This window comes from Caldimonas mangrovi, assembly GCF_023721835.1.
GTDB lineage: Bacteria > Pseudomonadota > Gammaproteobacteria > Burkholderiales > Burkholderiaceae_C > Caldimonas > Caldimonas mangrovi.
The window spans coordinates 254600-276425 of record NZ_JAMKFE010000001.1 but is presented as its reverse complement, the minus strand read 5'-3'; the positions used below and the strand labels follow the sequence as shown (position 1 = coordinate 276425).

General features: G+C 67.5%; 23 protein-coding genes and 1 pseudogene. 11 read left to right on the top strand and 13 right to left on the bottom strand.

The window, feature by feature from the left end; genetic code table 11:
* Window positions 1–3: 3 nt before the first annotated feature.
* From M8A51_RS01340 to M8A51_RS01310, 6 genes are read right to left on the bottom strand one after another with little or no spacing between them, the layout of a single operon-like run.
* Window positions 4–618 (bottom strand): Maf family protein, encoded by a 615-nt coding sequence (locus M8A51_RS01340; RefSeq protein WP_251776317.1) that lies wholly within the window; start codon window positions 616–618, stop codon window positions 4–6.
* A 34-nt stretch (window positions 619–652) separates the two neighbouring features.
* The gene (rlmH, locus tag M8A51_RS01335; protein ID WP_251776316.1) at window positions 653–1123 is read right to left on the bottom strand and encodes a 23S rRNA (pseudouridine(1915)-N(3))-methyltransferase RlmH; all 471 of its coding nucleotides are present in this window, start codon (window positions 1121–1123) and stop codon (window positions 653–655) included.
* Window positions 1120–2367: a nicotinate-nucleotide adenylyltransferase gene (gene nadD / locus M8A51_RS26680; RefSeq protein ID WP_407062185.1), complete on the bottom strand. Its 1248-nt coding sequence runs from the start codon at window positions 2365–2367 to the stop codon at window positions 1120–1122. The genes rlmH and nadD overlap by 4 nt, the downstream gene beginning before the upstream one ends.
* 4 nt (window positions 2368–2371) lie before the next feature.
* Complete coding sequence (gene hemF / locus M8A51_RS01320; protein WP_259371806.1) at window positions 2372–3280, bottom strand: oxygen-dependent coproporphyrinogen oxidase; 909 nt, start codon at window positions 3278–3280, stop codon at window positions 2372–2374.
* A complete protein-coding gene (gene purD, locus M8A51_RS01315) occupies window positions 3277–4557 on the bottom strand; it encodes a phosphoribosylamine--glycine ligase (protein WP_251776315.1) in 1281 nt (426 codons plus the stop codon). The genes hemF and purD overlap by 4 nt, the downstream gene beginning before the upstream one ends.
* Window positions 4558–4612: 55 nt before the next feature.
* Complete coding sequence (locus M8A51_RS01310) at window positions 4613–5338, bottom strand: YebC/PmpR family DNA-binding transcriptional regulator (protein ID WP_251776314.1); 726 nt, start codon at window positions 5336–5338, stop codon at window positions 4613–4615.
* Between the two features lie 120 nt (window positions 5339–5458).
* Between M8A51_RS01310 and M8A51_RS01305 the strand changes: the two genes are divergently transcribed.
* The 7 genes from M8A51_RS01305 to M8A51_RS01275 all read left to right on the top strand — a co-directional run bounded on the left by M8A51_RS01305 (window position 5459) and on the right by M8A51_RS01275 (window position 11909).
* Complete coding sequence (locus M8A51_RS01305; RefSeq protein WP_251776313.1) at window positions 5459–6967, top strand: helicase HerA-like domain-containing protein; 1509 nt, start codon at window positions 5459–5461, stop codon at window positions 6965–6967.
* 66 nt (window positions 6968–7033) lie between these two features.
* Window positions 7034–7519 (top strand): DUF1499 domain-containing protein, encoded by a 486-nt coding sequence (locus tag M8A51_RS01300; protein ID WP_251776312.1) that lies wholly within the window; start codon window positions 7034–7036, stop codon window positions 7517–7519.
* A gap of 129 nt (window positions 7520–7648) precedes the next feature.
* Window positions 7649–8059 (top strand): DUF2306 domain-containing protein, encoded by a 411-nt coding sequence (locus M8A51_RS01295; protein ID WP_251776311.1) that lies wholly within the window; start codon window positions 7649–7651, stop codon window positions 8057–8059.
* 58 nt (window positions 8060–8117) lie between these two features.
* Window positions 8118–9215, top strand: coding sequence for a sensor histidine kinase (locus M8A51_RS01290; RefSeq protein WP_251776310.1), 1098 nt, complete (start codon window positions 8118–8120; stop codon window positions 9213–9215).
* A gap of 83 nt (window positions 9216–9298) precedes the next feature.
* Complete coding sequence (locus M8A51_RS01285; RefSeq protein ID WP_251776309.1) at window positions 9299–10108, top strand: LytR/AlgR family response regulator transcription factor; 810 nt, start codon at window positions 9299–9301, stop codon at window positions 10106–10108.
* Window positions 10109–10303: 195 nt separating this feature from the next.
* On the top strand, window positions 10304–11437 hold the full coding sequence (locus M8A51_RS01280; RefSeq protein WP_251776308.1) for a branched-chain amino acid ABC transporter substrate-binding protein: 1134 nt from the start codon (window positions 10304–10306) through the stop codon (window positions 11435–11437).
* Between the two features lie 187 nt (window positions 11438–11624).
* Window positions 11625–11909: a 2TM domain-containing protein gene (locus M8A51_RS01275; protein WP_251776307.1), complete on the top strand. Its 285-nt coding sequence runs from the start codon at window positions 11625–11627 to the stop codon at window positions 11907–11909.
* 78 nt (window positions 11910–11987) lie between these two features.
* On the opposite strand, the gene M8A51_RS01270 is transcribed toward M8A51_RS01275, so the two are convergent.
* The 3 genes from M8A51_RS01270 to M8A51_RS01260 form a co-directional block, all read right to left on the bottom strand.
* Complete coding sequence (locus M8A51_RS01270) at window positions 11988–12362, bottom strand: hypothetical protein (protein WP_251776306.1); 375 nt, start codon at window positions 12360–12362, stop codon at window positions 11988–11990.
* 225 nt (window positions 12363–12587) lie between these two features.
* Complete coding sequence (locus M8A51_RS01265) at window positions 12588–13100, bottom strand: tetratricopeptide repeat protein (protein WP_251776305.1); 513 nt, start codon at window positions 13098–13100, stop codon at window positions 12588–12590.
* Window positions 13101–13366: 266 nt separating this feature from the next.
* A complete protein-coding gene (locus tag M8A51_RS01260; protein WP_251776304.1) occupies window positions 13367–14155 on the bottom strand; it encodes a PEP-CTERM sorting domain-containing protein in 789 nt (262 codons plus the stop codon).
* A 176-nt stretch (window positions 14156–14331) separates the two neighbouring features.
* Here M8A51_RS01260 and M8A51_RS01255 point away from each other — a divergent pair, with 176 nt between their 5' ends.
* The 3 genes from M8A51_RS01255 (at window position 14332) to M8A51_RS01245 (ending at window position 17190) form a co-directional block, all read left to right on the top strand.
* On the top strand, window positions 14332–16401 hold the full coding sequence (locus M8A51_RS01255; RefSeq protein WP_251776303.1) for a glutamine--tRNA ligase: 2070 nt from the start codon (window positions 14332–14334) through the stop codon (window positions 16399–16401).
* Window positions 16402–16467: 66 nt separating this feature from the next.
* Window positions 16468–16722 (top strand): TFIIB-type zinc ribbon-containing protein, encoded by a 255-nt coding sequence (locus M8A51_RS01250; protein ID WP_251776302.1) that lies wholly within the window; start codon window positions 16468–16470, stop codon window positions 16720–16722.
* 9 nt (window positions 16723–16731) lie between these two features.
* Window positions 16732–17190 carry a CopD family protein gene (locus tag M8A51_RS01245; RefSeq protein ID WP_251776301.1) on the top strand — a complete coding sequence of 153 codons (459 nt, stop codon included), beginning with the start codon at window positions 16732–16734 and terminating at the stop codon, window positions 17188–17190.
* Between the two features lie 43 nt (window positions 17191–17233).
* On the opposite strand, the gene M8A51_RS01240 is transcribed toward M8A51_RS01245, so the two are convergent.
* Together M8A51_RS01240 and M8A51_RS01235 are read right to left on the bottom strand one after the other, a co-directional pair.
* Window positions 17234–18724 carry a diguanylate cyclase domain-containing protein gene (locus tag M8A51_RS01240; RefSeq protein WP_251776300.1) on the bottom strand — a complete coding sequence of 497 codons (1491 nt, stop codon included), beginning with the start codon at window positions 18722–18724 and terminating at the stop codon, window positions 17234–17236.
* Complete coding sequence (locus M8A51_RS01235) at window positions 18721–19698, bottom strand: cytochrome-c peroxidase (RefSeq protein ID WP_251776299.1); 978 nt, start codon at window positions 19696–19698, stop codon at window positions 18721–18723. The genes M8A51_RS01240 and M8A51_RS01235 overlap by 4 nt, the downstream gene beginning before the upstream one ends.
* 174 nt (window positions 19699–19872) lie before the next feature.
* On the opposite strand from M8A51_RS01235, the pseudogene M8A51_RS01230 reads away from it, so the two are divergent.
* Window positions 19873–20465 (top strand): annotated as a pseudogene (locus M8A51_RS01230) (alpha/beta fold hydrolase).
* A gap of 24 nt (window positions 20466–20489) precedes the next feature.
* On the opposite strand, the gene atpE reads toward M8A51_RS01230, so the two are convergent.
* Both atpE and M8A51_RS01220 read right to left on the bottom strand, forming a co-directional pair.
* Complete coding sequence (gene atpE, locus M8A51_RS01225; protein ID WP_251776298.1) at window positions 20490–20732, bottom strand: F0F1 ATP synthase subunit C; 243 nt, start codon at window positions 20730–20732, stop codon at window positions 20490–20492.
* Window positions 20733–20869: 137 nt separating this feature from the next.
* On the bottom strand, window positions 20870–21805 hold the full coding sequence (locus M8A51_RS01220; protein ID WP_251776297.1) for a DUF808 domain-containing protein: 936 nt from the start codon (window positions 21803–21805) through the stop codon (window positions 20870–20872).
* Window positions 21806–21826 lie beyond the last annotated feature (21 nt).

Sequence of the window (21826 nt, the reverse complement as noted above, 5' to 3'; positions counted from 1 at the left end):
GTTTTAGTAGCGGACGCGAAAGCGTTGCAGAAGCTGCGCGGTCTCGTAGAGAGGCAAACCCATGATACCGGAGTAACTTCCGGTGATGCGCTCGATCCAGGCGGCCGCCTGGCTCTGGATGGCGTAGGCGCCGGCCTTGCCCATCGGCTCGCCGCTTTGCACGTAGCGCTCGATTTGCCCCTTGGACAAGGGTGCGAAGCTCACGCGCGAGACGTTGACGACGCACTCGGTGCGGCGCGCCGCGCCGACGGCGACTGCGGTGATCACCCGATGTTCGCGGCCCGACAGCCGTTGCAGCATCGCTGCGGCCTCGGCAGCGCCCGCGGGCTTGCCGAGGATGCGCGCGCCGACCGCCACCGTGGTATCCGAGCACAGGATCGGCGCTGCCACCCCGCCTTTGCGTGCCAGCCGGGCACGTGCGGCGCTCAACTTTGCGAGCGTGACCCGCTCGACGTAGCGCAGCGGTGCTTCGCGCGGCCGCACGGCTTCAAGCGCCTCGGCGTCCTCGTGCGCGTCGGGCAGCAGCAGTTCGTAGCGCACCCCGATCTGCTCCAGCAACTGACGGCGGCGCGGGCTTTGCGAGGCAAGGTAGACGAAATCGTGGTGCGGGCGGCTCATGCGGTGGGTCGACGGCGGTAGGAGGCGGTAGGAATCACTCGCGGTGATACGGGTGGCCCACCATCACCGACCAGGCCCGATAGAGCTGCTCGGCCAGCATCACGCGTACGAAGGCGTGCGGCAGGGTGAGATCGGACAGGCGCAGGCGCTCGTCGGCAGCATCGCGCAGTGCGGGGTCGAGGCCGTCCGGCCCGCCGATCAGCAGCGCGACGTCCCGGCCGTCATTCATCCAGGCGGTCAGCCGCCCGGACAGTTGCGCGGTGGTGACGCGCTCGCCGCGCTCGTCGAGCACCACGACGCGTGCGCCCTTCGGGATCGCCGCCTCGATGCGGCCGCGCTCCGCGGCCATCAAGGCCGGCGGCGGCTTGCCCGAGGTGCGCGGTTCGGTCTTGACGGCCTTCAACTCCAGCCGCAGTTCGGGCGGGAAGCGCTTTGCATAGTCGTCGTAGGCCGTCTCGGCCCACGCCGGCACGCGCTGGCCGACCGCCACGACGACGAGCTTCATGCCTTGCGGGCGGTGCTCTTCTTGGCCGGCGCCTTCTTGGCGGGAGCCTTCTTGGCCGCGGCGGTGCTCTTGGCAGCGGTCTTCTTGGCGGGCCGCTTCGCTGCGAGCTTTCTGGGTGCGCTCGCCTGCTTTGCGGTTGACGCCTTCTTGGTTGGAGCCGTTTTCGCGGGCGCGGTCTTCTTCGCGGCGGTTTTCTTGGCTGCCTTCCTCGCCGGCGGCGGTGCGTCGTCGCTTTCGTCGTCTTCGTCGGCAATGCTCGACGCCTTCGGCAGGGACTTGACTTCGCCCAGCTTCAGCTTGACCGGCTTCTCGCCCCAGATCTCTTCGAGGTGGTAGTACTGCCGTATCGTCGGCTGCATGATGTGCGCGACGGCAGCACCGCAGTCGACGATGATCCACTCCCCGTTTTCCTCGCCCTCGGTGCGCATCACCGGGAAGCCCTTGCCCCGCACGCTGTCGCGCACGCTCGCTGCGAGGGCCTTGGTCTGGCGGTTGGAAGTGCCGGAGGCCACGATCACGCGCTCGAACAACGGTGAGAGGTGCTCGGTGTTGAACACCTGGATGTTCTGGGCCTTGACGTCTTCCAGGCCATCGACGATGGCGCGTTGCAGTTTGCGAATATCCATTGAGGTGGGCGTCTCCGTTGGGGGGTGTTGCGCCTGGTAGAGGCGATGCTGCGCAATATAGCGTGCGACCGGCAGTGGGACCAGCGTGTCGATGGGCTGGCCGGCGGCGGCGCGGGCGCGGATGGCCGTGGCCGACACCGACATGCGTGGCAGCGGCAGTTTCACGATCTCGTGCGGTACGGCGGCAAGCAGCGGGCCCGGCGCCGGTTCGGCACCGGCGCGCCCCGCCACCGCCAGCGTGACGCGCTGCAGCAATTCGCGCCATTCATGCCAGGTGTCGAGTCGTCCGTACTGGTCCTGCCCGATCACCAGCAGCCACTCGGCCGGCCGCGCCCGTGCCGCCTGCATCGCGCGCACCGTGTCCACCGTGTAGCTGGGCCCGGCGCGCTCGAGTTCGCAGGTGTCGACGACAAAACGCGGCTCGCCGCCCGTCGCGAGGTGCACCATCGCGAGGCGGTGCCGTGCGGCGGTCATCGCGCGGGCCTTCTGCCACTGCAGGCCGGCCGGCACCCAGCGCAATTCGTCGAGCTGCAGCGTATCGAGCGCCAGACGCGCGAGCGCCAGGTGAGCGTTGTGGACGGGGTCGAAGCTCCCGCCGAAGATGCCGATGCGCCTCACCGCGTCACGCCCAGTCGCGCGCGACGAGGAAGTCGGTGTAGAGCCCGGCCTCGGGCGAGCCCGGCTCGGGGTGCCAGTCGTAGCGCCATTTCACCAGCGGCGGCATCGACATCAGGATCGATTCGGTGCGCCCCCCCGACTGCAGGCCGAACAGCGTGCCGCGGTCCCACACCAGGTTGAACTCGACGTAACGGCCTCGTCGGTAGGCCTGGAAATCGCGCTCGCGCTCGCCGTAGGCGGTCGCCCGGCGACGCTGCACAATCGGCAGGTAGGCTTCGAGGAAGGCGTCGCCGACCGAGCGCATCATGGCGAAGCCGTTGTCGAAACCGCCCTCGGCGAAATCGTCGTAGAAGATGCCGCCGATGCCGCGCGGCTCGTTGCGGTGCTTCAGGAAGAAATAGTCGTCGCACCAGTGCTTGAAGCGCGGGTACTTGTCGTCGCCAAAGGGCGAGAGCGCGTGCCGGCACACCGAGTGAAAGTGGCGCGCGTCTTCCTCGAAGCCGTAGTAGGGCGTGAGGTCCATGCCGCCGCCGAACCACGTGACCATCGGCGCACCGGCAGGCTGGGCCGCCAGCATGCGCACGTTCATGTGTACGGTGGGCACGTAGGGATTGCGGGGGTGGAACACCAGCGACACCCCCAGCGCCTCGAACGGCGCCCCGGCCAGCTCCGGGCGGTGCTGCGTGGCCGACGGCGGCAGCTGCGTGCCCTTCACGTGCGAGAAGTTGCAGCCGCCGCGCTCCAGCAGCCCGCCCTCTTCCACCAGCCGCGAGACACCATCGCCTTCCAGCCGGCCGCCGGACGGACGCTCCCACGCGTCGCGCACGAAGGGCGTACCGTCCTCGGCCTGCATCGTCGCGATGATGCGGTCCTGCAGGTTCAGCAGGTAGGTGCGGACGTCTTCGGTCTTCAACGCTTGATGGCCCGGTGGCCGATGTCGGTGCGGAATTGCATGCCGTCGAACTGGATGCCCTGGATCGCCTGGTAAGCGCGCTGCTGCGCAGCCTTCACCGAGTCGCCGAGCGCCGTGACGCACAGCACACGACCACCGGAGGTGACGGTGCGCCCGTCTTGCGGCGCCGTGCCGGCGTGGAACACGACCGCATCGGGCTGGGGGGTCGGCAGGCCGCTGATGACATCACCCTTGCGCGGTTGCAGCGGGTAGCCGGGCGCTGCCAGCACGACCCCGAGTGCAGCACGGCGGTCCCATTGCAGCTCGATCTTGTCGAGCGAGCCGTCGGTGGCCGCGAGCATCACTTCGAGCAAATCGCTCTTCAGCCGCATCATGATCGGCTGCGTCTCGGGGTCGCCCATGCGGCAGTTGAATTCGAGCGTCTTCGGCTGGCCGCCGGCATCGATCATCAGGCCGGCGTAGAGGAACCCGGTGTACGGGATGCCGTCCTTCGCCATGCCGGCGATGGTCGGCAGGATGATTTCCTGCATGGCCCTCGCGTGGACATTGGGCGTGACGACCGGTGCCGGCGAATAGGCGCCCATGCCGCCGGTGTTCGGGCCGTGATCGCCGTCGAGCAGGCGCTTGTGGTCCTGGCTGGTGGCCAGCGCGAGCACGTTCTTGCCATCGCACAGCACGATGAAGCTGGCTTCTTCGCCTTGCAGGAACTCCTCGATGACGACACGCGCGCCGCCGGCGTTGTGCTGCACACCGAGCTTGTTGTCGAGCAGCATCCAGTCGACCGCCTCGTGCGCCTCGGCGAGTGTCATGGCCACCACGACCCCCTTGCCGGCCGCCAGGCCGTCGGCCTTGACGACGATGGGCGCACCGATCTTGTCGACGTAGGCATGCGCTGCTTGCGCGTCGCTGAAGGTCTCGTAGGCCGCCGTCGGAATATTGTGACGGCGCATGAAGTCCTTGGAATAGGCCTTCGAGCTTTCGAGTTGGGCAGCAGCTTTGGTCGGGCCGAAGATACGCAGGCCGCGGGCACGGAAAACATCGACCACGCCGGCCGCCAGCGGCGCTTCGGGGCCGACCACCGTCACACCGACCCCTTCGTCACGGGCAAAGTCGGCCAGCGCATCGGGTTGGGTGATGTCGACGTTCTGCAGGTGCGGGTCAAGTGCGGTGCCGCCGTTGCCGGGCGCGACGAAAACCTTGTGCACGCGTGGCGACTGCGCCAGCTTCCAGGCCAGAGCGTGTTCGCGGCCACCGCCGCCGATGACGAGAACTTTCATGCAGACCTCTGCTGGGCGGCACCAGGGGCCAGCGTACGAACGTGAGCGTAGGGGTTCATGCTTCCAACTCGGCGTTGTGAAAGACCTCCTGGACGTCGTCCAGGTCTTCGAGCACGTCGAGCAGCTTCTGCATCCTTTGCGCGTCTTCGCCCGTCAGGGGAATGGTGTTCTCGGCGCGCATCGTCACCTCGGCGATCTCGGGCGCGAGACCGGCGCCTTCGAGCGCGTTCTTCACGGTCTCGAAGTCGCCCGGCGCGCACAACACCTCGACGGAGCCGTCGTCACCGGTGACGACGTCCTCGGCGCCGGCTTCGAGCGCCACTTCCATCACCTTGTCTTCATGGGTGCCCGGCGCGAACACGAACTGGCCGCAGTGCTTGAACTGGAAGGCCACCGAGCCTTCGGTGCCGAGGTTGCCGCCGTACTTGCTGAACGCGTGGCGCACTTCGGCCACCGTGCGCACCCGGTTGTCGGTCATGCAGTCGACGATCACGGCCGCGCCGCCGATGCCGTAGCCTTCGTAGCGGATCTCCTCGTAGCTGACGCCCTCGAGGTTGCCGGTGGCCTTGTCGACGTTGCGCTTGATGGTGTCGGCCGGCATGTTGGCGGCCTTGGCCTTGTCGATGGCCAGGCGCAGCCGCGGGTTGGTGGTGATGTCACCGCCGCCCTGACGCGCGGCGACCATGATCTCGCGGATCACGCGGGTCCAGACGCGGCCGCGCTTTTCGTCCTGACGGCCTTTGCGATGCTGGATGTTGGCCCATTTGGAATGTCCGGCCATGAAGGGGCTCCTGAAGCGCGTGGCGTGATGGCAAAACGAGCCGCGCGCAAAGTGTGGCTGTTGGATAGACTGCGGATTTTATCCGGGGGCTTCCCCCTCAACCTTTTGATGGTGCCCGCCATGGCCGACCCGCTCCTGATCGCCCAGCACGCCGAGACCGCATGCCACCTGCTGCCGGGGCTGGCCAACCGGCACGGGCTGATCACCGGCGCCACCGGCACCGGCAAGACCATCACGCTGCAGACGCTGGCCGAAAATTTTTCGCGCATCGGCGTGCCGGTGTTCATGGCCGACGTCAAGGGCGACCTGACCGGCATCTCGCAAGCCGGCGTGCTGCCACCCAAGGTAGCGCACATCATCGCTGAGCGCGGGCTGCCTGCCCCGCAGCCACTGGCCTGCCCGACCACGCTGTGGGACGTCTTCGGCGAGCAGGGCCATCCGGTGCGGGCCACCGTCTCCGACATGGGGCCGCTGCTGCTCGGCCGTATGCTCGATCTGAACGACACCCAGCAGGGCGTGCTGTCGCTGGTGTTCAAGATCGCCGACGACCACGGCCTGCTGCTGCTGGACCTGAAAGACCTGCGGGCCATGCTGCAGCACGTGGGCGACAACGCCGGCCAGTTCACGACCGAGTACGGCAATGTCAGTGCCGCGAGCGTCGGTGCCATCCAGCGCGGCCTGCTGCAGATCGAGGAGCAAGGCGGCGACCGGTTCTTCGGCGAGCCGATGCTGAACATCGGGGACTTGCTGCAGACGGAGCGTGGCCACGGGGTTGTCAACGTCCTGGCGGCCGACAAGCTGCTCAACGCGCCGCGGTTGTACGCCACGTTCCTGCTGTGGATGCTGTCGGAACTGTTCGAGACGCTGCCCGAGGTGGGCGACCTGGACAAGCCCAAGCTGGTGTTCTTCTTCGACGAGGCGCACCTGCTGTTCAAGGACGCACCCAAGGCGCTGGTCGAGCGCATCGAGCTGGTGGTACGGTTGGTGCGCTCCAAGGGCGTCGGCGTGTACTTCGTGACGCAGAACCCGCTCGACGTGCCCGACACGGTGCTGGCCCAGCTCGGCAACCGCGTGCAGCACGCACTGCGCGCGTTCACGCCGCGCGACCAGAAGGCGGTGAAGTCGGCGGCGTCGACGATGCGCGCAAATCCAGGCCTCGACATCGAGACCGCGATCACCGAATTGGCCGTCGGCGAGGCGCTGGTGAGCTTCCTCGACGACAAGGGCCGCCCGTCGGTGACCGAGCGCGTCTACGTGCTGCCGCCCGGCAGCCAGATCGGTCCGATCACGCCGCAGCAACGGCAGGCGCTGAGGCAGGACTCGCTGGTGGCCGGCGTGTACGAGAAGGCGGTCGACCGCGAATCGGCCTACGAGAAGCTCAAGGCGCGGGCGGTCGAGGCGAACGCGGCGGCCGATCAGGTGTCGCGCGACGCGGCACGTGGACCTGCGGGCAGCGGCGGCGCCTGGAACGACGTGCTGTTCGGCTCCACCGGGCCACGCGGCGGACGGCGCGAGGGTGTCGTCGATACGCTCGCGAAGTCGGTCGCGCGCACCATCGGCAGCACGGTCGGGCGGGAGATCATCCGCGGCGTGCTCGGCAGCATTCTCGGCGGCAGCCGCAGGCGGTAGCGCGGCACGCCCCGCAGGCGCCGCTTCGGATCACCCGCAACAAGGCGGCTCATTTCAGGGGATGCGATGCGAGTCATCAAGTGGGTGCTGGTGGTGTTGGCCGTCCTCGCACTGGCGGTGTTCCTGGCCGCTCGACTCGGCTTCCTCGAGGGCCCGCCTCCCGCCGACCTCGGCGTGCGGGACGGCCGCCTCAAGCCGCCATCGGACACGCCCAACAGCGCCAGCAGCCAGGCGCACCGGTACCCCGGCCACCCGATGCGCGTGTATGCACAGGTCGAGCCTTTGCGCTACACCGGCGACCCCGTCCTCGCGCAGGAGCGGCTGCGCCAGACCGTCGCGACGATGGGCGGGGCACGCATCGTCACCTCGCGTCCGGGCTACCTGCATGCCACCTTCACGACGCGCTGGCTGAGGTTCGTCGACGACGTGGAGTTCGCATTCGATCCGGCGGCAGGAGTGGTCCATGTCCGCTCGGCCTCGCGGCTCGGCCGGCGCGATTTCGGTGTCAATCGCGAACGGGTCGAAGCGATCCGCGAGCGATTCGGCGGCTGATCGGCCCACGCTCGCGCCTGCACGGCGACATCTCGCGCTGCGCCGACCACACTTCGTCGCACGCGGCTCGCGCAGGCACCCGCCTGCCGCGACAGTGGCGCCATCGACACACACTGCGACGAAGCCACCATGACACTCGACACCCTGCACCCCGCCATCGTCGTGCACCTGTTTCTCGCCATGGCCGCGCTGCTGCTCGGCCCGGTGGCGCTGACGGTGCCCAAGGGCAGCCGCTGGCACCGTGCGGCCGGCTACGGCTGGGTCACACTGATGTTCGGCACGGCACTGTCGAGCCTGTTCATCCGCAACTTCGAGCGCACCAATGTCGGCGGCTACACGCCGATCCACATGCTCGTGCTGCTGGTCGCCCTCGGCATCGGCTATGCGCTGTGGAACGTCGCCCGCGGCAACATCAAGCGCCACAGGCGACTGATGTGGATGGTCTATCTCGGCGCCTGCGTCGTCGCGGGAGGTTTCACGTTGATGCCGCACCGCACCCTGGGCCAGCTGGTGTGGCACCACACGCTGGGTATCGTCTGACGCGGGGTCAGCAGCCCTACACTCGTCGCCTGCCCTTCCCGCCGACCTGTCGTCCCCCATGCTGCTACAAGACCTGCGCCGCGAACTGCCCGGCTTCGCCCGGCGTGCTCCCATCGTGCTGGCGATCAACACGCTCATCGGGGTGATGATGTGGCTGCGCATGCGCCCGGCGCAGCTCGACGTGCAACTGGTCTACTCCCATGCCATCGGCACCATCAGCTGGCTGCTCATCGACGTCGGCCGGTTTTTCGTCGGCCCGAGCACCACGCCGCATCGCTTCCCGCACGGCTGGAAGAAGCTGCCCTTCCTCGCGTCCGGCGTGCTGATCGGCTACGTGGCAGGCACGTCGGTGGGCGACGCATACTCGGGTCGGTCCACCTGGGAGCTGGTGACGCGGGCACCCGTGGCTTTCCTGTCGTTGACGCTCGGCAGCCTGATCGTCGGCAGCATCATTGTCTACATCTTCTATTCGCGCGGTGAACTCGCGCACCATCGCGCCGAAGCCGAAGCGGCGCGCCGGCAGGCGGCCGAGAACCAGCTCAAGTTGCTCGAGTCCCAGCTCGAACCGCACATGCTGTTCAACACGCTGGCGAACCTGCGTGCGCTGATCGGCGTCGATCCGCCGCGCGCGCAGGCGATGCTCGACCGCATGATCGCCTTCCTGCGCGCCACGTTGAACGCCTCGCGCACCGACATGCACCCGCTGCAGCTCGAGTTCGCGCGCCTGGCCGACTACCTGGAGCTGATGCGCATCCGCATGGGAGACCGGCTCGCCATGCAGCTCGACCTGCCGGAGGCACTGACACAGTTCCCGGTGCCGCCGCTGCTGCTACAGCCGCTGGTGGAGAACGCCATCAAGCATGGGCTGGAACCCAGCGTCGAAGGCGGCCGTATCGAGGTGAGCGCACGCCGCCGTGGCGACGAGCTGGTGCTCACGGTCCGCGACACCGGCGTCGGCGCACCGTCAGCCGGTGCCTCGCAGCAAGGGGCCGGGTTCGGACTCGATCAGGTTCGCAAGCGCATCGCGACGGTTTATGGCGCGCAAGCCTCGCTCTCGATGGCCCCGGCAACGGATGGTCGAGGCGGCATGCATGCTGTCGTGACACTGCCGGTCGCCCCTTTTTCCAGCGGCGCAGCGGCGCAGTTCCGCGCGTGATGCGAGCACGACATCCCATGCCACCCGTGACGCTCCACCGCCTGCACGGCGCTTTCATTCAACCCTGAGCCTTGCCCTTCGAGATGCACGCCACTGCCCTGATCGCCGAAGACGAACCCCTGCTCGCCCAGGCCTTGCTGAACGAGTTGCAGCGGCTGTGGCCGCAGTTGCAGGTGCTGGCGACCACCGGCAACGGCGAGGCCGCAGTCGACCAGGCGCTGAGCCTGAGGCCCGATGTCTGCTTCTTCGACATCCGCATGCCGGGAAAGAACGGCGTCGAGGCTGCCCAGGCGCTGGCCGAGGATTGGCCCGACGAAGCGCCGGGCATCGCCCCCTTCCCGCTGATCGTGTTCGTGACAGCCTACGAGCAGTACGCCGTGCAGGCGTTCGAGGCCGCCGCTGTCGATTACGTGCTCAAACCGGTCGAACCCGGGCGGCTGGCGCAGACCTGCACGCGGCTGCAGTCGCTGCTGGTCCGGCGCAGCAGCGCCGGTGGCTCGGTCGAAGCCGCCGTCGAGCAATTGCGCTCGCTGCTTCAGGCGCCCGGCGTCGCGCGGCCGGCTGCCGCTCCGCTGCAGGTGATCCAGGCCAGCGTGGGCCAGGCCATCCACATGGTGCCCCTGGCGGACGTCGTCTACTTCGAAGCGGCCGACAAGTACGTGCGTGTGCTGACGGCGCAGCGCGAGTATTTGATCCGCACCTCCTTGCGCGAACTATTGCCCCAACTTGATGCACAGCAGTTCTGGCAGGTGCACCGCAGCGTGGTGGTGCGTGCTGGCGCCATCGAGACCGCCGTGCGCGACGAGGCCGGCAAGTTGCACCTGACGCTGCGGGAACGGCCGGAGCGACTGGGCGTCAGCCGCATGTACGCCCATTTGTTCAAGGCGATGTAGACGCTGCCCAGCCGCACCGAATTTGTAACAATCACAGGCGCAACTCGCTCGATCAGACTCCGGGAGACCGCAAGATTCGCAGCTCCTTGAGCAGAATTCCTCATATTGTCCTGCGTACCAGGTGTGATTCCTGCAAACAGTTCATCCCTGCAGTTGTTACATTCCTTCCACGCATCGCTCTCGAGGAGTCCCACGATGTTCCGTCGCCTGCTGGGCCTGGGCAGCTTGTCCGCCCTGGTCGTCCTGACCGCCTGCAATCGCATCCCCGACACGATCAAGATCGGCGTCGCACAACCGACGTCCGGCCCGCTGGAATCGCTCGGCAAGGACATGGTCAACGGCGTCAAGCTCGCCGTCGACGACATCAACAAGCAAGGGTTGAAGATCGACGGCCAGGCGGTCCGGCTCGAGGTCATCGCGGTCGACGACAAGGCCGACGCGGAGGTTGGCAAGACGGTCGCCAGGCAACTGGTCGACGCCAATGTGGTGGCGGTGATCGGTCATTTGAACTCGGGCGTCAGCATCGCCGCTGCGCCCATCTATGCCGAGAAGTCCATCCCGCAGCTGGCCATCTCCACCAAGCCCGAGTACACGCAGATGGGCCTGCCCACCACCTTGCGACTGGTGGCCAACGACGCACTGCAAGCCAAGGCCATGGGGTCGTACGCGGCCCGTGCGCTGAACGGCAATGCGTTCGCCGTGATCGATGACAGCACGCCTTATGGCAAGGGCCTGGCCGACAGCGCTGCCGAGCAGATCCAGCTTGCGAAGAAGAAGGTGGCCGTGCGTCAGTCGCTCGACGACAAGACCACCGACTTCACCAAGCTGGTGCCCGAACTGCAGAAAGCCGACGTGGACGTGATCGTCACGACGCTCGCAGACTTCCAGGTACTGGCACTGATCGAGCAGCTCGACAAGGCCGGCCTGACCAAGATCCAGATCCTCGGCGGGGACACGATCAAGACCGACAAGCTGATCAAGAACCCGCTGCCGATCAAGGTCTACGCGACCTCGCCGATCATCGAGCCTCGGGAGTTCCTGCAGGGCAAGGCCTTCCTGGAGAAGTACCGCACCGCTTTCAACACGGAGCCTGTCTACGGCTCGCACTATGCCTACGATGCCGTCTGGGTGCTCAAGGCAGCCATGGAGCGGGCCCGCACTGTCGACCCGGAGAAGCTCACGGCCGAGTTGAAGCACATCGACGCACTGGCACCGATCACCAATGCGGTGCGCTTCAACGACCGGGGCGAGCAGTACTACGGCGTCATCAGCATCTACACCGCCCGCCCTGGCGTTTGGGATGCATTGACCCGCTCGGACAACTGGTAGCAGCCAGCCGCCGTCGACATCCAAGGCGCCGTTTGCCCGGCGCCTTTTTTCATCGGCAGTCCCGCCGTTCACGCCGCCAGCGCGGCGTCTTGTCGCTCCCCGCGGTGTTTCGTCGCACACCGGCGGCACATGCCGGCGCGACGCGCGAACATGCAGGCATCGATCACTTCAAGATGCAGAGCCCGCGATGACCTACCCCACCGACACCGCCCTGGTCCATGCCGCCCGCCGCCGCGTCTGGCGCAAGATCGGCTTTCTGATCCACCTGCTGATATTCCTGCTGGTCAACGCCGGCCTCTGGCTGATCAACGAGTTGCACGGCGGCTACCGCTGGTCGGTCTGGCCCCTTGCCGGCTGGGGGCTGGGCCTCGGCATCCATGGCCTGGTCACCTTTCTGAGCCTGGCAGGTGACGGCTGGGTGCAGCGCATGGTCAACGAAGAAGCGCAGAGGCTGCGGCGGCAGCAGGCCTGAGGGGCTGCCGCGCGGGAGGAAAGTGAACGCCCCGCCGGCGGCTTGCCGTGCGAGGCGCTCCCATCCCGGACGACGTGCTCAGCGATCCCAGTGGTCGTGACGCACATGCCGCCCATGCGAGCCGTGACGGCCATCACCGCGGTGGTGATGCCTGTCCCAGTGCCTGTGATGGTGACCATGCCCGTGGCCCCGCACCACGACCACCGGAGCGGGCCGTACGTAGACCGGGCGCGGCGCATAGACCACCGGCGGCGGCCCATAGACGACGTGCGGCGCGGGATACACCACCACCGGTGCCGGATGCACCACCACCGGGCGTGCGTTCGAGACGTGCGTCGAGACGCCGGACCCATGCACGCCGATCGACCAGTACACGTCGCCTGCATGGGCCGGTGCTGCGGCCAGGCCGGCCAGCGTCAGCGCTGCAGTTGCGAAGAGGGCTCGTCGGTTCATAGAAGTTCTCCTTTGCAGGCCCTTGAACGGGGGCCTTGCGCAATTAACGCACCGCGTCGGCGGGCGGTGGTCACGGTTTACCGAGCTTTACCCTGCTTTACCGTGTAAACAGCCTTTTCCAGACCTGCGACAGAGAGCGCTCACTGACGGCCCCCCCCCCGCCGGCCCGTCGCCCGCTGGCCGGACCGATGCACGGCACGGCGGCGCACCCATGTCGCTTTCCTGTCAGCGCTGGGCCGAGCGGTACTCGGCCAACTTGGCACCGAGCGAACGGGTCTCTTCGCAGTCGGCGCCACAGATCTGTCGCAGGCGGGCAAGATGTTCCTCGGCCTTCGCTACGTTGCCGACCTTCAGATGGGCGATGCCCACGTATTCGTGGGCGCCACGGTGGTCGGGTTGCAGTTCGAGTGCGCGGCCGTAGTGGTGGAAGGAGTCATCCATGCGGTCCATCCAGCGGTACGAATAGCCGAGCAGGTTGTGCGCGTCGGCATTGCGTGCATCGCGCGACACCACGCGCTCGAAATGCCCGGCCGCCTTGGCCCACTGCTTGTCGGCCAGCGCCTTGCGGCCGGCCGCCATGTCGCGGTCTTCGGCAGATTTGCTCGTCACGGGGACGTCCCAGGTGTCGGCCGCGAACACCGGCGCTGCGCCCAGCGCGAGGCTGGCGCCGAATGCCAACGCGGCGAACGCGAGGACGAAGCGGGAAGCACGGTCCAGCGGGGTGGAGTGGGACGTCATGGCGGTCTCCGGTGAGTCGTACCCACGCCGGGTACCCAGGCATATACGGGGCCGCGTTGCGACTGGATCTCGCCACCCCGAAAAACCGTCCGCTTGCGGCCGTGTGCCCGCCACGGAAGCAGGGCCGTCGCCAGACCCTGAGGTCCAAGGCCGGGAGACGTCTTTTCTTCGCTGAAAGGGCCGTGCATGCGCTGGCGCGCCGGCACCGCGGATGCCGGCAACATACCAGAAGGCTCGCGCGAACAGCCGCCCGCCCGTCGCGCGGCTCAAGTGCGAGGGCTGGCCGTCTTGCGGCGGCCGACGCGCCATGCCAGCAGGGTCAAGCCCGCGCCCATCAACCCCCATGTACCGGGCTCGGGGACAGGCTGCAGGACGGCGGTGCCGCTGATTTCGTCGTAGCCGAGCAGGGTGGGGCCGGAATCCAGCCGGGTCGTCGCATACGTGCGGGTGAAGCGGCCGATCGACCGGGGCGCGCCCAGTTCCCCGGTGAAGTAGTGCCGCAGGGTCTCGGACGTAAGCACCGGGACGCCATCCTTTGCGGAAACGAAGTCGATGCCGAGGGACAAGGAGTTGCGGGTCCGGTAAGCGAAGTCATTGCCTGTCGACTCCTGCACACGCGTGTGTTCCATCCGGAACAGGAACGACGTCACGACCTGCGAGCCGCTCCAGTCCTGCGTCGCCCTGACCCAGGTCTCGTAGACGCCGTCCCCCGGCGGAAAGCGGTAGTCCCATGCGGACTCAGAGTCGATCGACACGACCGAGCCCGGGCTCCCGATCGAGTAGCTGGCCTGACTACCGGCAGAGTAGTCCAGGGTGACCATGTCGTCGAACGTTGCGGTCACCTCGGAGGGCCATGGCTCGACCCAGACGTCGATGTACATGCCGTGGTGGAGCCGGGTGTGTTGCGTCCGGCTCAACTCGAAATCCACTGCGAGCACCGCCGCTGCCGCCGGGACGCTCGCTACGGCGAGCGACGCCCCCAGCAGGGCCGACCACGGCAATGAACGCAGCCGGCGGTACACCGGTCGCACCAAAAATGACCAAAGTTTGTCCATTTTCAGGCTCCCTTGAGCGGCGGAATGCCCGGCGGCCCCTGTGGCAACCGTATCCGCAGTGAACAACACTAGGAGCCCAATGGGGTGCCCATGGTGATCAACCGTAACGCACCGGGGTCGGCCCGTAGAATGACCGCTCCATTTCCCACCTCCTTTTCAGAGCGTCCACAGCCCCTATGTCGGCCCCCTCCAGCAAAGAAGAGAACAAGCCTTCCTCCAGCAACTTCTTGCGCGCTGCCGTCGAGCGCGACCTGGCGCAGGGACGCTACAGCGGCCGCCATTGGGGTGGCACGCCCGGCGACGGCCGCCACCACGCACAAGGCCCGGTCGACCCGGCGCGCGTGCGCCTGCGGTTCCCGCCCGAGCCCAACGGCTACCTGCACGTGGGCCATGCCAAGAGCATCTGCCTGAATTTCGGCCTCGCGCAAGAGTATGGCGGCGTGTGCCATCTGCGTTTCGACGACACCAATCCCGAAAAGGAAGAGCAGGAGTACGTCGACGCGATCGTCGACGCGGTGCAGTGGCTGGGCTGGAGCTGGGACGCGAACGCCACGAGCCACCTCTACTACGCCAGCAACTATTTCGACTTCATGTACCGCGCCGCCGAGTACCTGATCGAACACGGCCACGCCTACGTGGACGAGCAGTCGGCCGACGAGATGCGTGCCAACCGCGGCGACTTCACGACGCCCGGCACCGACAGCCCCTATCGCAACCGCGCGGCGCAGGAAAGCCTGGCCCGCCTGCGCGAGATGCGCGACGGCCGGCACCCCGACGGTGCGATGGTGGTGCGTGCCAAGATCGACATGGCCTCGCCCAACATCAACATGCGAGACCCGGCGATCTACCGCATCAAGCACGCGACGCACCACAACACCGGCGACACCTGGTGCATCTACCCGATGTACACCTTCGCGCACCCGATCGAGGACGCGCTGGAAAACATCACGCACTCGATCTGCACGCTCGAATTCGAAGACCAACGCCCCTTCTACGACTGGGTGCTCGAGCGCATCGTGCCCATCCTGCGCGAGCCCGAGTTCCACCGGGCGAAAGCGCTGATCGAGGACATCGAACAGCAAGGCATCGAGGCCGGCAAGGAGTTCGCGCTGCACTGCCACAACCACGCGCACAAGCTCGACCACAGCGAGCCCGAGGAGCGCATGCGCGCACTGTTCAGGAAATGGGAACATGATCGAGGTGCGGTGATCACCGACCTGGCTGCGTTCTTCCAGTTGCTGAAGAGCGAGACGCACCACTTCACCCCGCTGCTGTCGCATGCGCTGGAGCCGCACCGCATCGAGCCCTTCAACCTGCCGCACCAGTACGAGTTCGCCCGGCTCAACCTCACCTACGTGGTGACCAGCAAGCGCAAGCTGAAAGCACTGGTGGACGAAAGCATCGTCGACGGCTGGGACGACCCTCGCATGCCGACGATCGTCGGCATGCGCCGGCGCGGCTACACGCCCGAGGCGCTGCGCCTGTTTGCCGATCGCATCGGCGTCAGCAAGGCCAGCGGCTGGATCGACTACAGCCTGCTCGAAGCGGCAGTGCGCGACGACCTGGAAAGCAAGGCCCCGCGCGCGATGGCGGTGCTGGAGCCGGTCAAGCTGAAGCTGACCAACTGGGCCGAGGTGTTCGGCAGCGCCGAACATCTGGAAGCGTGTGCAGCGCCTGCCCATCCCAAGCTGCCCGAGCTGGGCCAGCGCCGCTTCAGCCTCGGCCACGAGCTGTGGATCGAGCGTGACGACTTCGCCGAGGAGCCGCCCAAGGGCTACCACCGGCTCTACCCGGGCAACACGGTGCGGTTGAAGTACGGCTACGTGGTCCGGTGCACCGGGTGCGAGAAGGATGCCGACGGGAACGTCACCGCCGTGCTCGCCGAGGTGGTGCCGGACACCAAGAGCGGGACGCCGGGGGCGGACGCGGTCAAGGTGAAGGGAGTGATCACCTGGGTCGGCGTCGCCGACGGCGTCGAAGCCGAAGTGCGCTTGTACGACCGGCTGTTCACCGACGAGCATCCCGATGCCGGAGGCAAGGACTACAAGCAGTTGTTGAATCCGCAGAGCAAGCGGCTGACACGCGCCTACGTCGAGCCTTCGCTTCCGCTGTCCTCGCTGCAGGCATGGTTCCAGTTCGAGCGGCACGGTTACTTCGTGACCGATGCCGACGGCAACGGCACCGGGTCCCCATCCTTGCCGGTCTTCAACAGGATCACCGGCCTGAAGGACTCCTGGGGCAAGTAAGCCGGCTGCAAGGCCGGTGCACCGCCTCTCCATGACACACGACTCTTCCTGAAGGAGAACCTGCCGATGAAATGCCCCAGCTGCCCTGACACGACGCTCGCCATGACCGATCGCCAAGGCGTCGAGATCGACTACTGTCCCCAGTGCCGCGGCGTGTGGCTGGACCGAGGCGAGCTCGACAAGCTGATCGAACGCGCTGCTACGGTGCAACCCGCAGCACCAGCGGCGCAATCGCCTCAACGACGGCCCGATTTCGTGGATTCGGACCACGGCCATCACAAGAAGCGCCACAAGTCCTGGCTCAGTGACATCTTCGACTGAGTGCACCCATTGCTCTACGCCCTGCTGCTCGTGCTTCACGTGCTCGCCGCCGCCGCTTGGGTGGGCGGCATGGCCTGCATGCACTTCGCAGTGAGGCCGGCAGCGGTGTCGGCCCTGCAGCCGCCGCAGCGAGTACCGTTCATGATGGTCGTGCTGAGCCGCTTCTTCACGGGGGTGGCGGCATCGATCGGCGTGCTCCTGGTGAGCGGTGTGTCGATGATTGCCTACCGCGGTGGCTTTGCGGCAGTCCACTGGAGCATCCACGCAATGCTCGCCATGGGGCTGCTGATGATCGCGGTATTCGGGCACGTCCGGTTCGCGACCTACCCGCGTGCACAGCGGGCCGCCACCGCCGCGGACTGGAAGGCGGCGGCCATGCAGCTCGACTCGATCCGCCGGCTGGTGGCCTTCAACCTGGTGCTGGGCACGTTGACCTTCGCGATCGCGCTGGCCGGCCGCACGCTGTGAAAAGCCCCCTTGCGCAGCGCCCGCGGCCGGCGGCCCGGCAATCTCAGGCCTGCGCGTCGTCGAGGACAGCGAGCGCGTAGCGTGCCTTGCCTGCGCGCTTCGCCTCGTACATCGCCGCGTCGGCGCGCCGCAACAGCGTGGCCGCCGGCACGGCGCCGGCTTGCGGCCGCCACGTCACCACGCCGACGCTCGCACCGATCGCCACCGGGTGCGACTCGATGTGGTCGATCGAGCGCAACTCGGCAATGATGGCGTCTGCGACGCGCTTCGCGCCGGCTTCGTCGGTCGATTCGAGGATCAGCACGAACTCATCGCCGCCCAGGCGGGCCACGGTGTCCGCGTCGCGTACCTGGCCACGCAGACGGCGTGCGACGTCCACAAGCAGCAGGTCGCCGGTGGCGTGTCCATGGCGGTCATTGACGGCCTTGAAGCCATCGAGGTCGACAAACAGCACCGCGAGTGCAGTCGCGTGCCGCTCGGCAAGGTGCAGCGCGTGCTCCAGCCGGTCCTCGACCACGCGACGGTTCGCCAGCCCGGTCAGGGGGTCGCGCGCGGCTTCATCCTGCAGCTCCGCGGCATGGTGCATCAGTCGTCGGGTTTCTTCGAGTTGGCGTTCCAGGCCGGCATTGGCGGCGCCGAGCGCCCGGTAGCTGCGCCACCACCCGGCCACCGCGTACACCGAGACGGCGCACAGCAATGTCGCCAGCACGAAAAGATGCGCACGATAACGCCGCGCCTGGGCCAGCCGATCCCGCAGCATCCCGTCGACCTCGGCTTCGATCGCGTCGACTGCGGCCATCACCGGCGCGTTCAGCGCCGTGCGCGATGCAAGCCGTAAACGCTCGCGGTGTTGCAGCACCGCGAAGGCGTGGACATCGAGCAGTTCGAAGCGGTCCGCCAAGTCGCGCAACGCTCCCCGCCGCGTCCGCACTTGCCGCAGGTCGACCAAGGCCTCGTCGAGCCGGAACTGTGCCGAGTTCTCGGGGTGGCTGACGGAGCGCAGCATCGCGCGCGCGACGACGTTCACGGCGTCGAGCGCCGCCTGGGCGTCGTCGTTCTGTCCGGCACGCCGCCGGCGCTGCCGCAGCTCGGTGGCGATCTGGTCGACGAGCGTCGGCAGGAAGCGCTGCGAATTGGCCAGGATCGCACGCTCGGATTTCATCCGTTCGGCCGCTTGGGCCTTGATCTCGACCGCAGCATGCAATTGCGCGAGCGCCGACGTCCCCGCCGGCACACCGAGCGCGAGAGCGTCTGCCGCCGCGGCAAACTGCGCCGCGGTCATCGCGTCCGCCGCATGGCTCAGCGGGTCGTAGTTGCCTGCCAGGCCGGCTTGAACACCCAGGATCTGGACGGTCCATTCGCTGTCGGCCCGCCGCAGAGCGTCGAGCTTCACCTGCAACTGCACATGGCGGGCGAGAAACGACTCGGGGGAGGATCGCTGTTGCACCATCGCAAGCGCGACGATGAGCACGGCAACCAAGGTCATGCCGACAAGGCCGCGCCGCAGCCCCGACCAGCGCAGCCCTGGCGTCACCGGCTCACCTCGCCGTCGAGCGTCTGCAGGAAGCGCACGATCAGTGCCTTGTCAGCGGCCGGGGCGTCGCGCCCGACCTGGTAGCGGAGCATCACACTGACGGCCTGTTCCAGCGTCTGCGCCGAGGCGTCGTGAAAGTACGGCGCAGTGCGCGCGACATTGCGCAGGCTCGGCACCTTGAAGACGTGCAGGTCCTCGTCGTTTTTTGTGACGTTGTAGCGGCCACGATCAGCGTCGGTCAGCGGCTGGCCGGCCGCAGCGCGTGCCTTGAAGTAGTCGCCCATCACGCCGAAGCGTTGGAACATGTTGCCGCCGACGTTGACGCCCTGGTGGCAGCCGACGCAGCCGTAGTCCTTGAAGCGCTGGTAGCCGCGCAGTTCGTCGGCGCTGATCGCCCCCGCTTCGCCGCGCAGATAGCGGTCGAAACGCGACGGCGTGACCAGGGTGCGCTGATAGGTCGCCAGCGCGTCCACCACGGTCCTTGCGCTCAAGCCATCGGCATAGGCGTCGCCGAAGGCGCGCACCAATCTCTTGTCTTCGCTCAACCGCTCCAGCAGCGGTGGCCAGTCGGTCGCGAAGACGCGCGGGCTCTTGACCACGTGCCCGACGAGTTCCTCGAGCGTCGCCGCGCCGCCGGCCCATTGCTGGCGGAAATTGAAGCGCGCGTTCAGCACGCTGGGGGTATTGACCACATGGCGCACGCCGCCCGCGCCGATCGAAAAGGCCCGCGTGTCCGCCCCTCCGTGGCGAGGCAGGTGGCAGGATGCGCAGGCCACCGAGCGGTCGCTCGACAGGCGCTTGTCGAGAAACAGACGGCGCCCCAGCTCGACCCGGCGTGGATCGAGCCGTTCCACGGCCGGCAACGGGGAAATCGGCTCGTCGGCTGCACGCACGCCGGCAACCACGACGACGGCGGCCACGAAGGCGGCGAGGCGAAAGGCACGGACACGCCGGCGACTGGCAGATACGGACATCGGAGTTTCCTGCGCGGTGGACCGTGCACGCTTTGGCCCCCGTCGTCTCTCGTTATCGGCACGCTCACGCAGGACTTGACCGCTTCCGGCGAGAACCACCGCACGCGGTGACAGCGTACGACCGCAGCGCCTGCCGGCACGCGAGGCGCACGCACGACGCACAATGCCGGGGTCATGCCCACACCCGACCAGCTCCTGTTCCTGCCCGGTGCCTCGGGCAACACCGCGTTCTGGCGTCCGGTTGCCGAGTTGCTGCCGCAAGGTGCCGAGCGGCGACACGTGGGCTGGCCGGGTTTCGGTTCGACGCCTGCAGATGCCGGCGTCCGCGGCCTGGATGACCTGGTGGATCGGGTGGAGGCGGAGATCTCGGGGCCCGCCGCTCTGATCGCGCAGTCAATGGGCGGCATCGTGGCGGTACGGGCCGCGCTGCGCCGTCCGCATCGGGTGACGCATCTCGTGCTGGCAGCGACCTCCGGTGGCGTCGGCGGCGCGGCTGGAGCGGCGAGGATTGGCGCCCCGCCTTCGCGCTGGCCAACCCGGCGCTGCCGCGATGGTTCCTCGACGACCGCACCGACATCACGAGCGACCTGACGCGCTTGTGCATGCCGGCACTGCTGCTGTGGGGCGATGCCGACCCGATCAGCCCGGTGGCCGTCGGCCGGCATCTTGCGTCACTGCTGCCGCACGCCCAGTTCCACGTGGTGGCCGGGGGCGACCACGACCTCGCCCATGCGAGGGCTGCCGAGGTCGTTCCGTTGATCGCCTGACACCTCGCCCGTCCGTGAACCGCCTCAGCCCGCGAACGGGTTGGCCGTGGCGAACCACAGGCCGATGCCGGTGGCAATGATGAAGGCGCCGTCGGTCAGCCCGGCCGCCAGGAAGAACTTGCCCTGCAGCCGCTCCATCAGCTCGGGCTGCCGCGCGCAGGACTCCAGCAGTTTCATGCCGGACATCGCGACGCCTATGCAAGAGCCGAAGGCGGCCAGGCCGATCAGCAGGGCCACCGCGAGGGGAAGAAGGTCTGAGCCTGTCATTGCGCTACTCCATCAGTTTCGAAGCTTACGGTGCCTGCTGCTTCTGTGCCGTATCGACACCGTGGCTTCATGATGGGGCGAGCAGGTCATCGTGTCGATGACCTGTGAGGTCATAGCGGGACGGGTGGAAAGTGAGTTCAGCTTTTGCGGCGCCAGAGCGGCTTCACCGCGCTGACGACCGCCAACACCAGTCCGCCCGCGAGGATTCCCGCGACACCATCGAGCAGCATCGGGGCAATTGCCTTCAGTGCGGTGCCAACCACGGGCACGTTCCCCGCGACATGCGCGACGGCCTCGACCAGATGATGCGCGGCCGGAACTCCATGCACCAGGATGCCGCCGCCGACGAGGAACATGGCCGCGGTCCCGGCGATCGACAGGCCTTTCATGAGGTAAGGCGCGGCGACGACGATGCCGCGGCCCAGCGCCTGCAGGAAGCGCGCTCCGGCGCGGCGACTCAGATACAAGCCGGCATCGTCGAGCTTGACGATGCCGGCGACCAGGCCGTAGACGCCCACGGTCATCAACACCGCCACGCCAACGACCACCGAGACCTGTGTCGCGAACGCTGCAGCCGCCACGGTACCGAGCGTGATGGCGATGATCTCGGCCGAAAGGATGAAGTCCGTACGCACGGCGCCCTTGATCTTCTCCTGCTCCAGGGCAACGAGATCGACGCTCGGGTCCACCAGCGCCCGCGTCAGTTCTGCATGGTGGGCCTCATCCTCGTCTTTGCTATGCATGAACTTGTGCGCGAGCTTCTCGAAGCCCTCGAAACACAGGAAGGCACCGCCGACCATCAGCAACGGCGTGATCGCCCACGGGGCGAAAAAACTGATCAGCAGCGCCGCCGGCACCAGGATGGCCTTGTTCATCACCGAGCCCTTGGCCACCGCCCACACGACCGGCAGCTCCCGCTCGGCCCTGACGCCCGCCACTTGCTGCGCATTGAGGGCAAGGTCGTCGCCCAGGACACCCGCCGTTTTCTTGGCCGCCACCTTGGTCAGCAGGGCGACGTCGTCGAGCATGGTCGCGATGTCGTCAATCAGGGCAAGCAAGCTGGTTCCGGCCATGGCACGCGTTTCTCTCTGGAA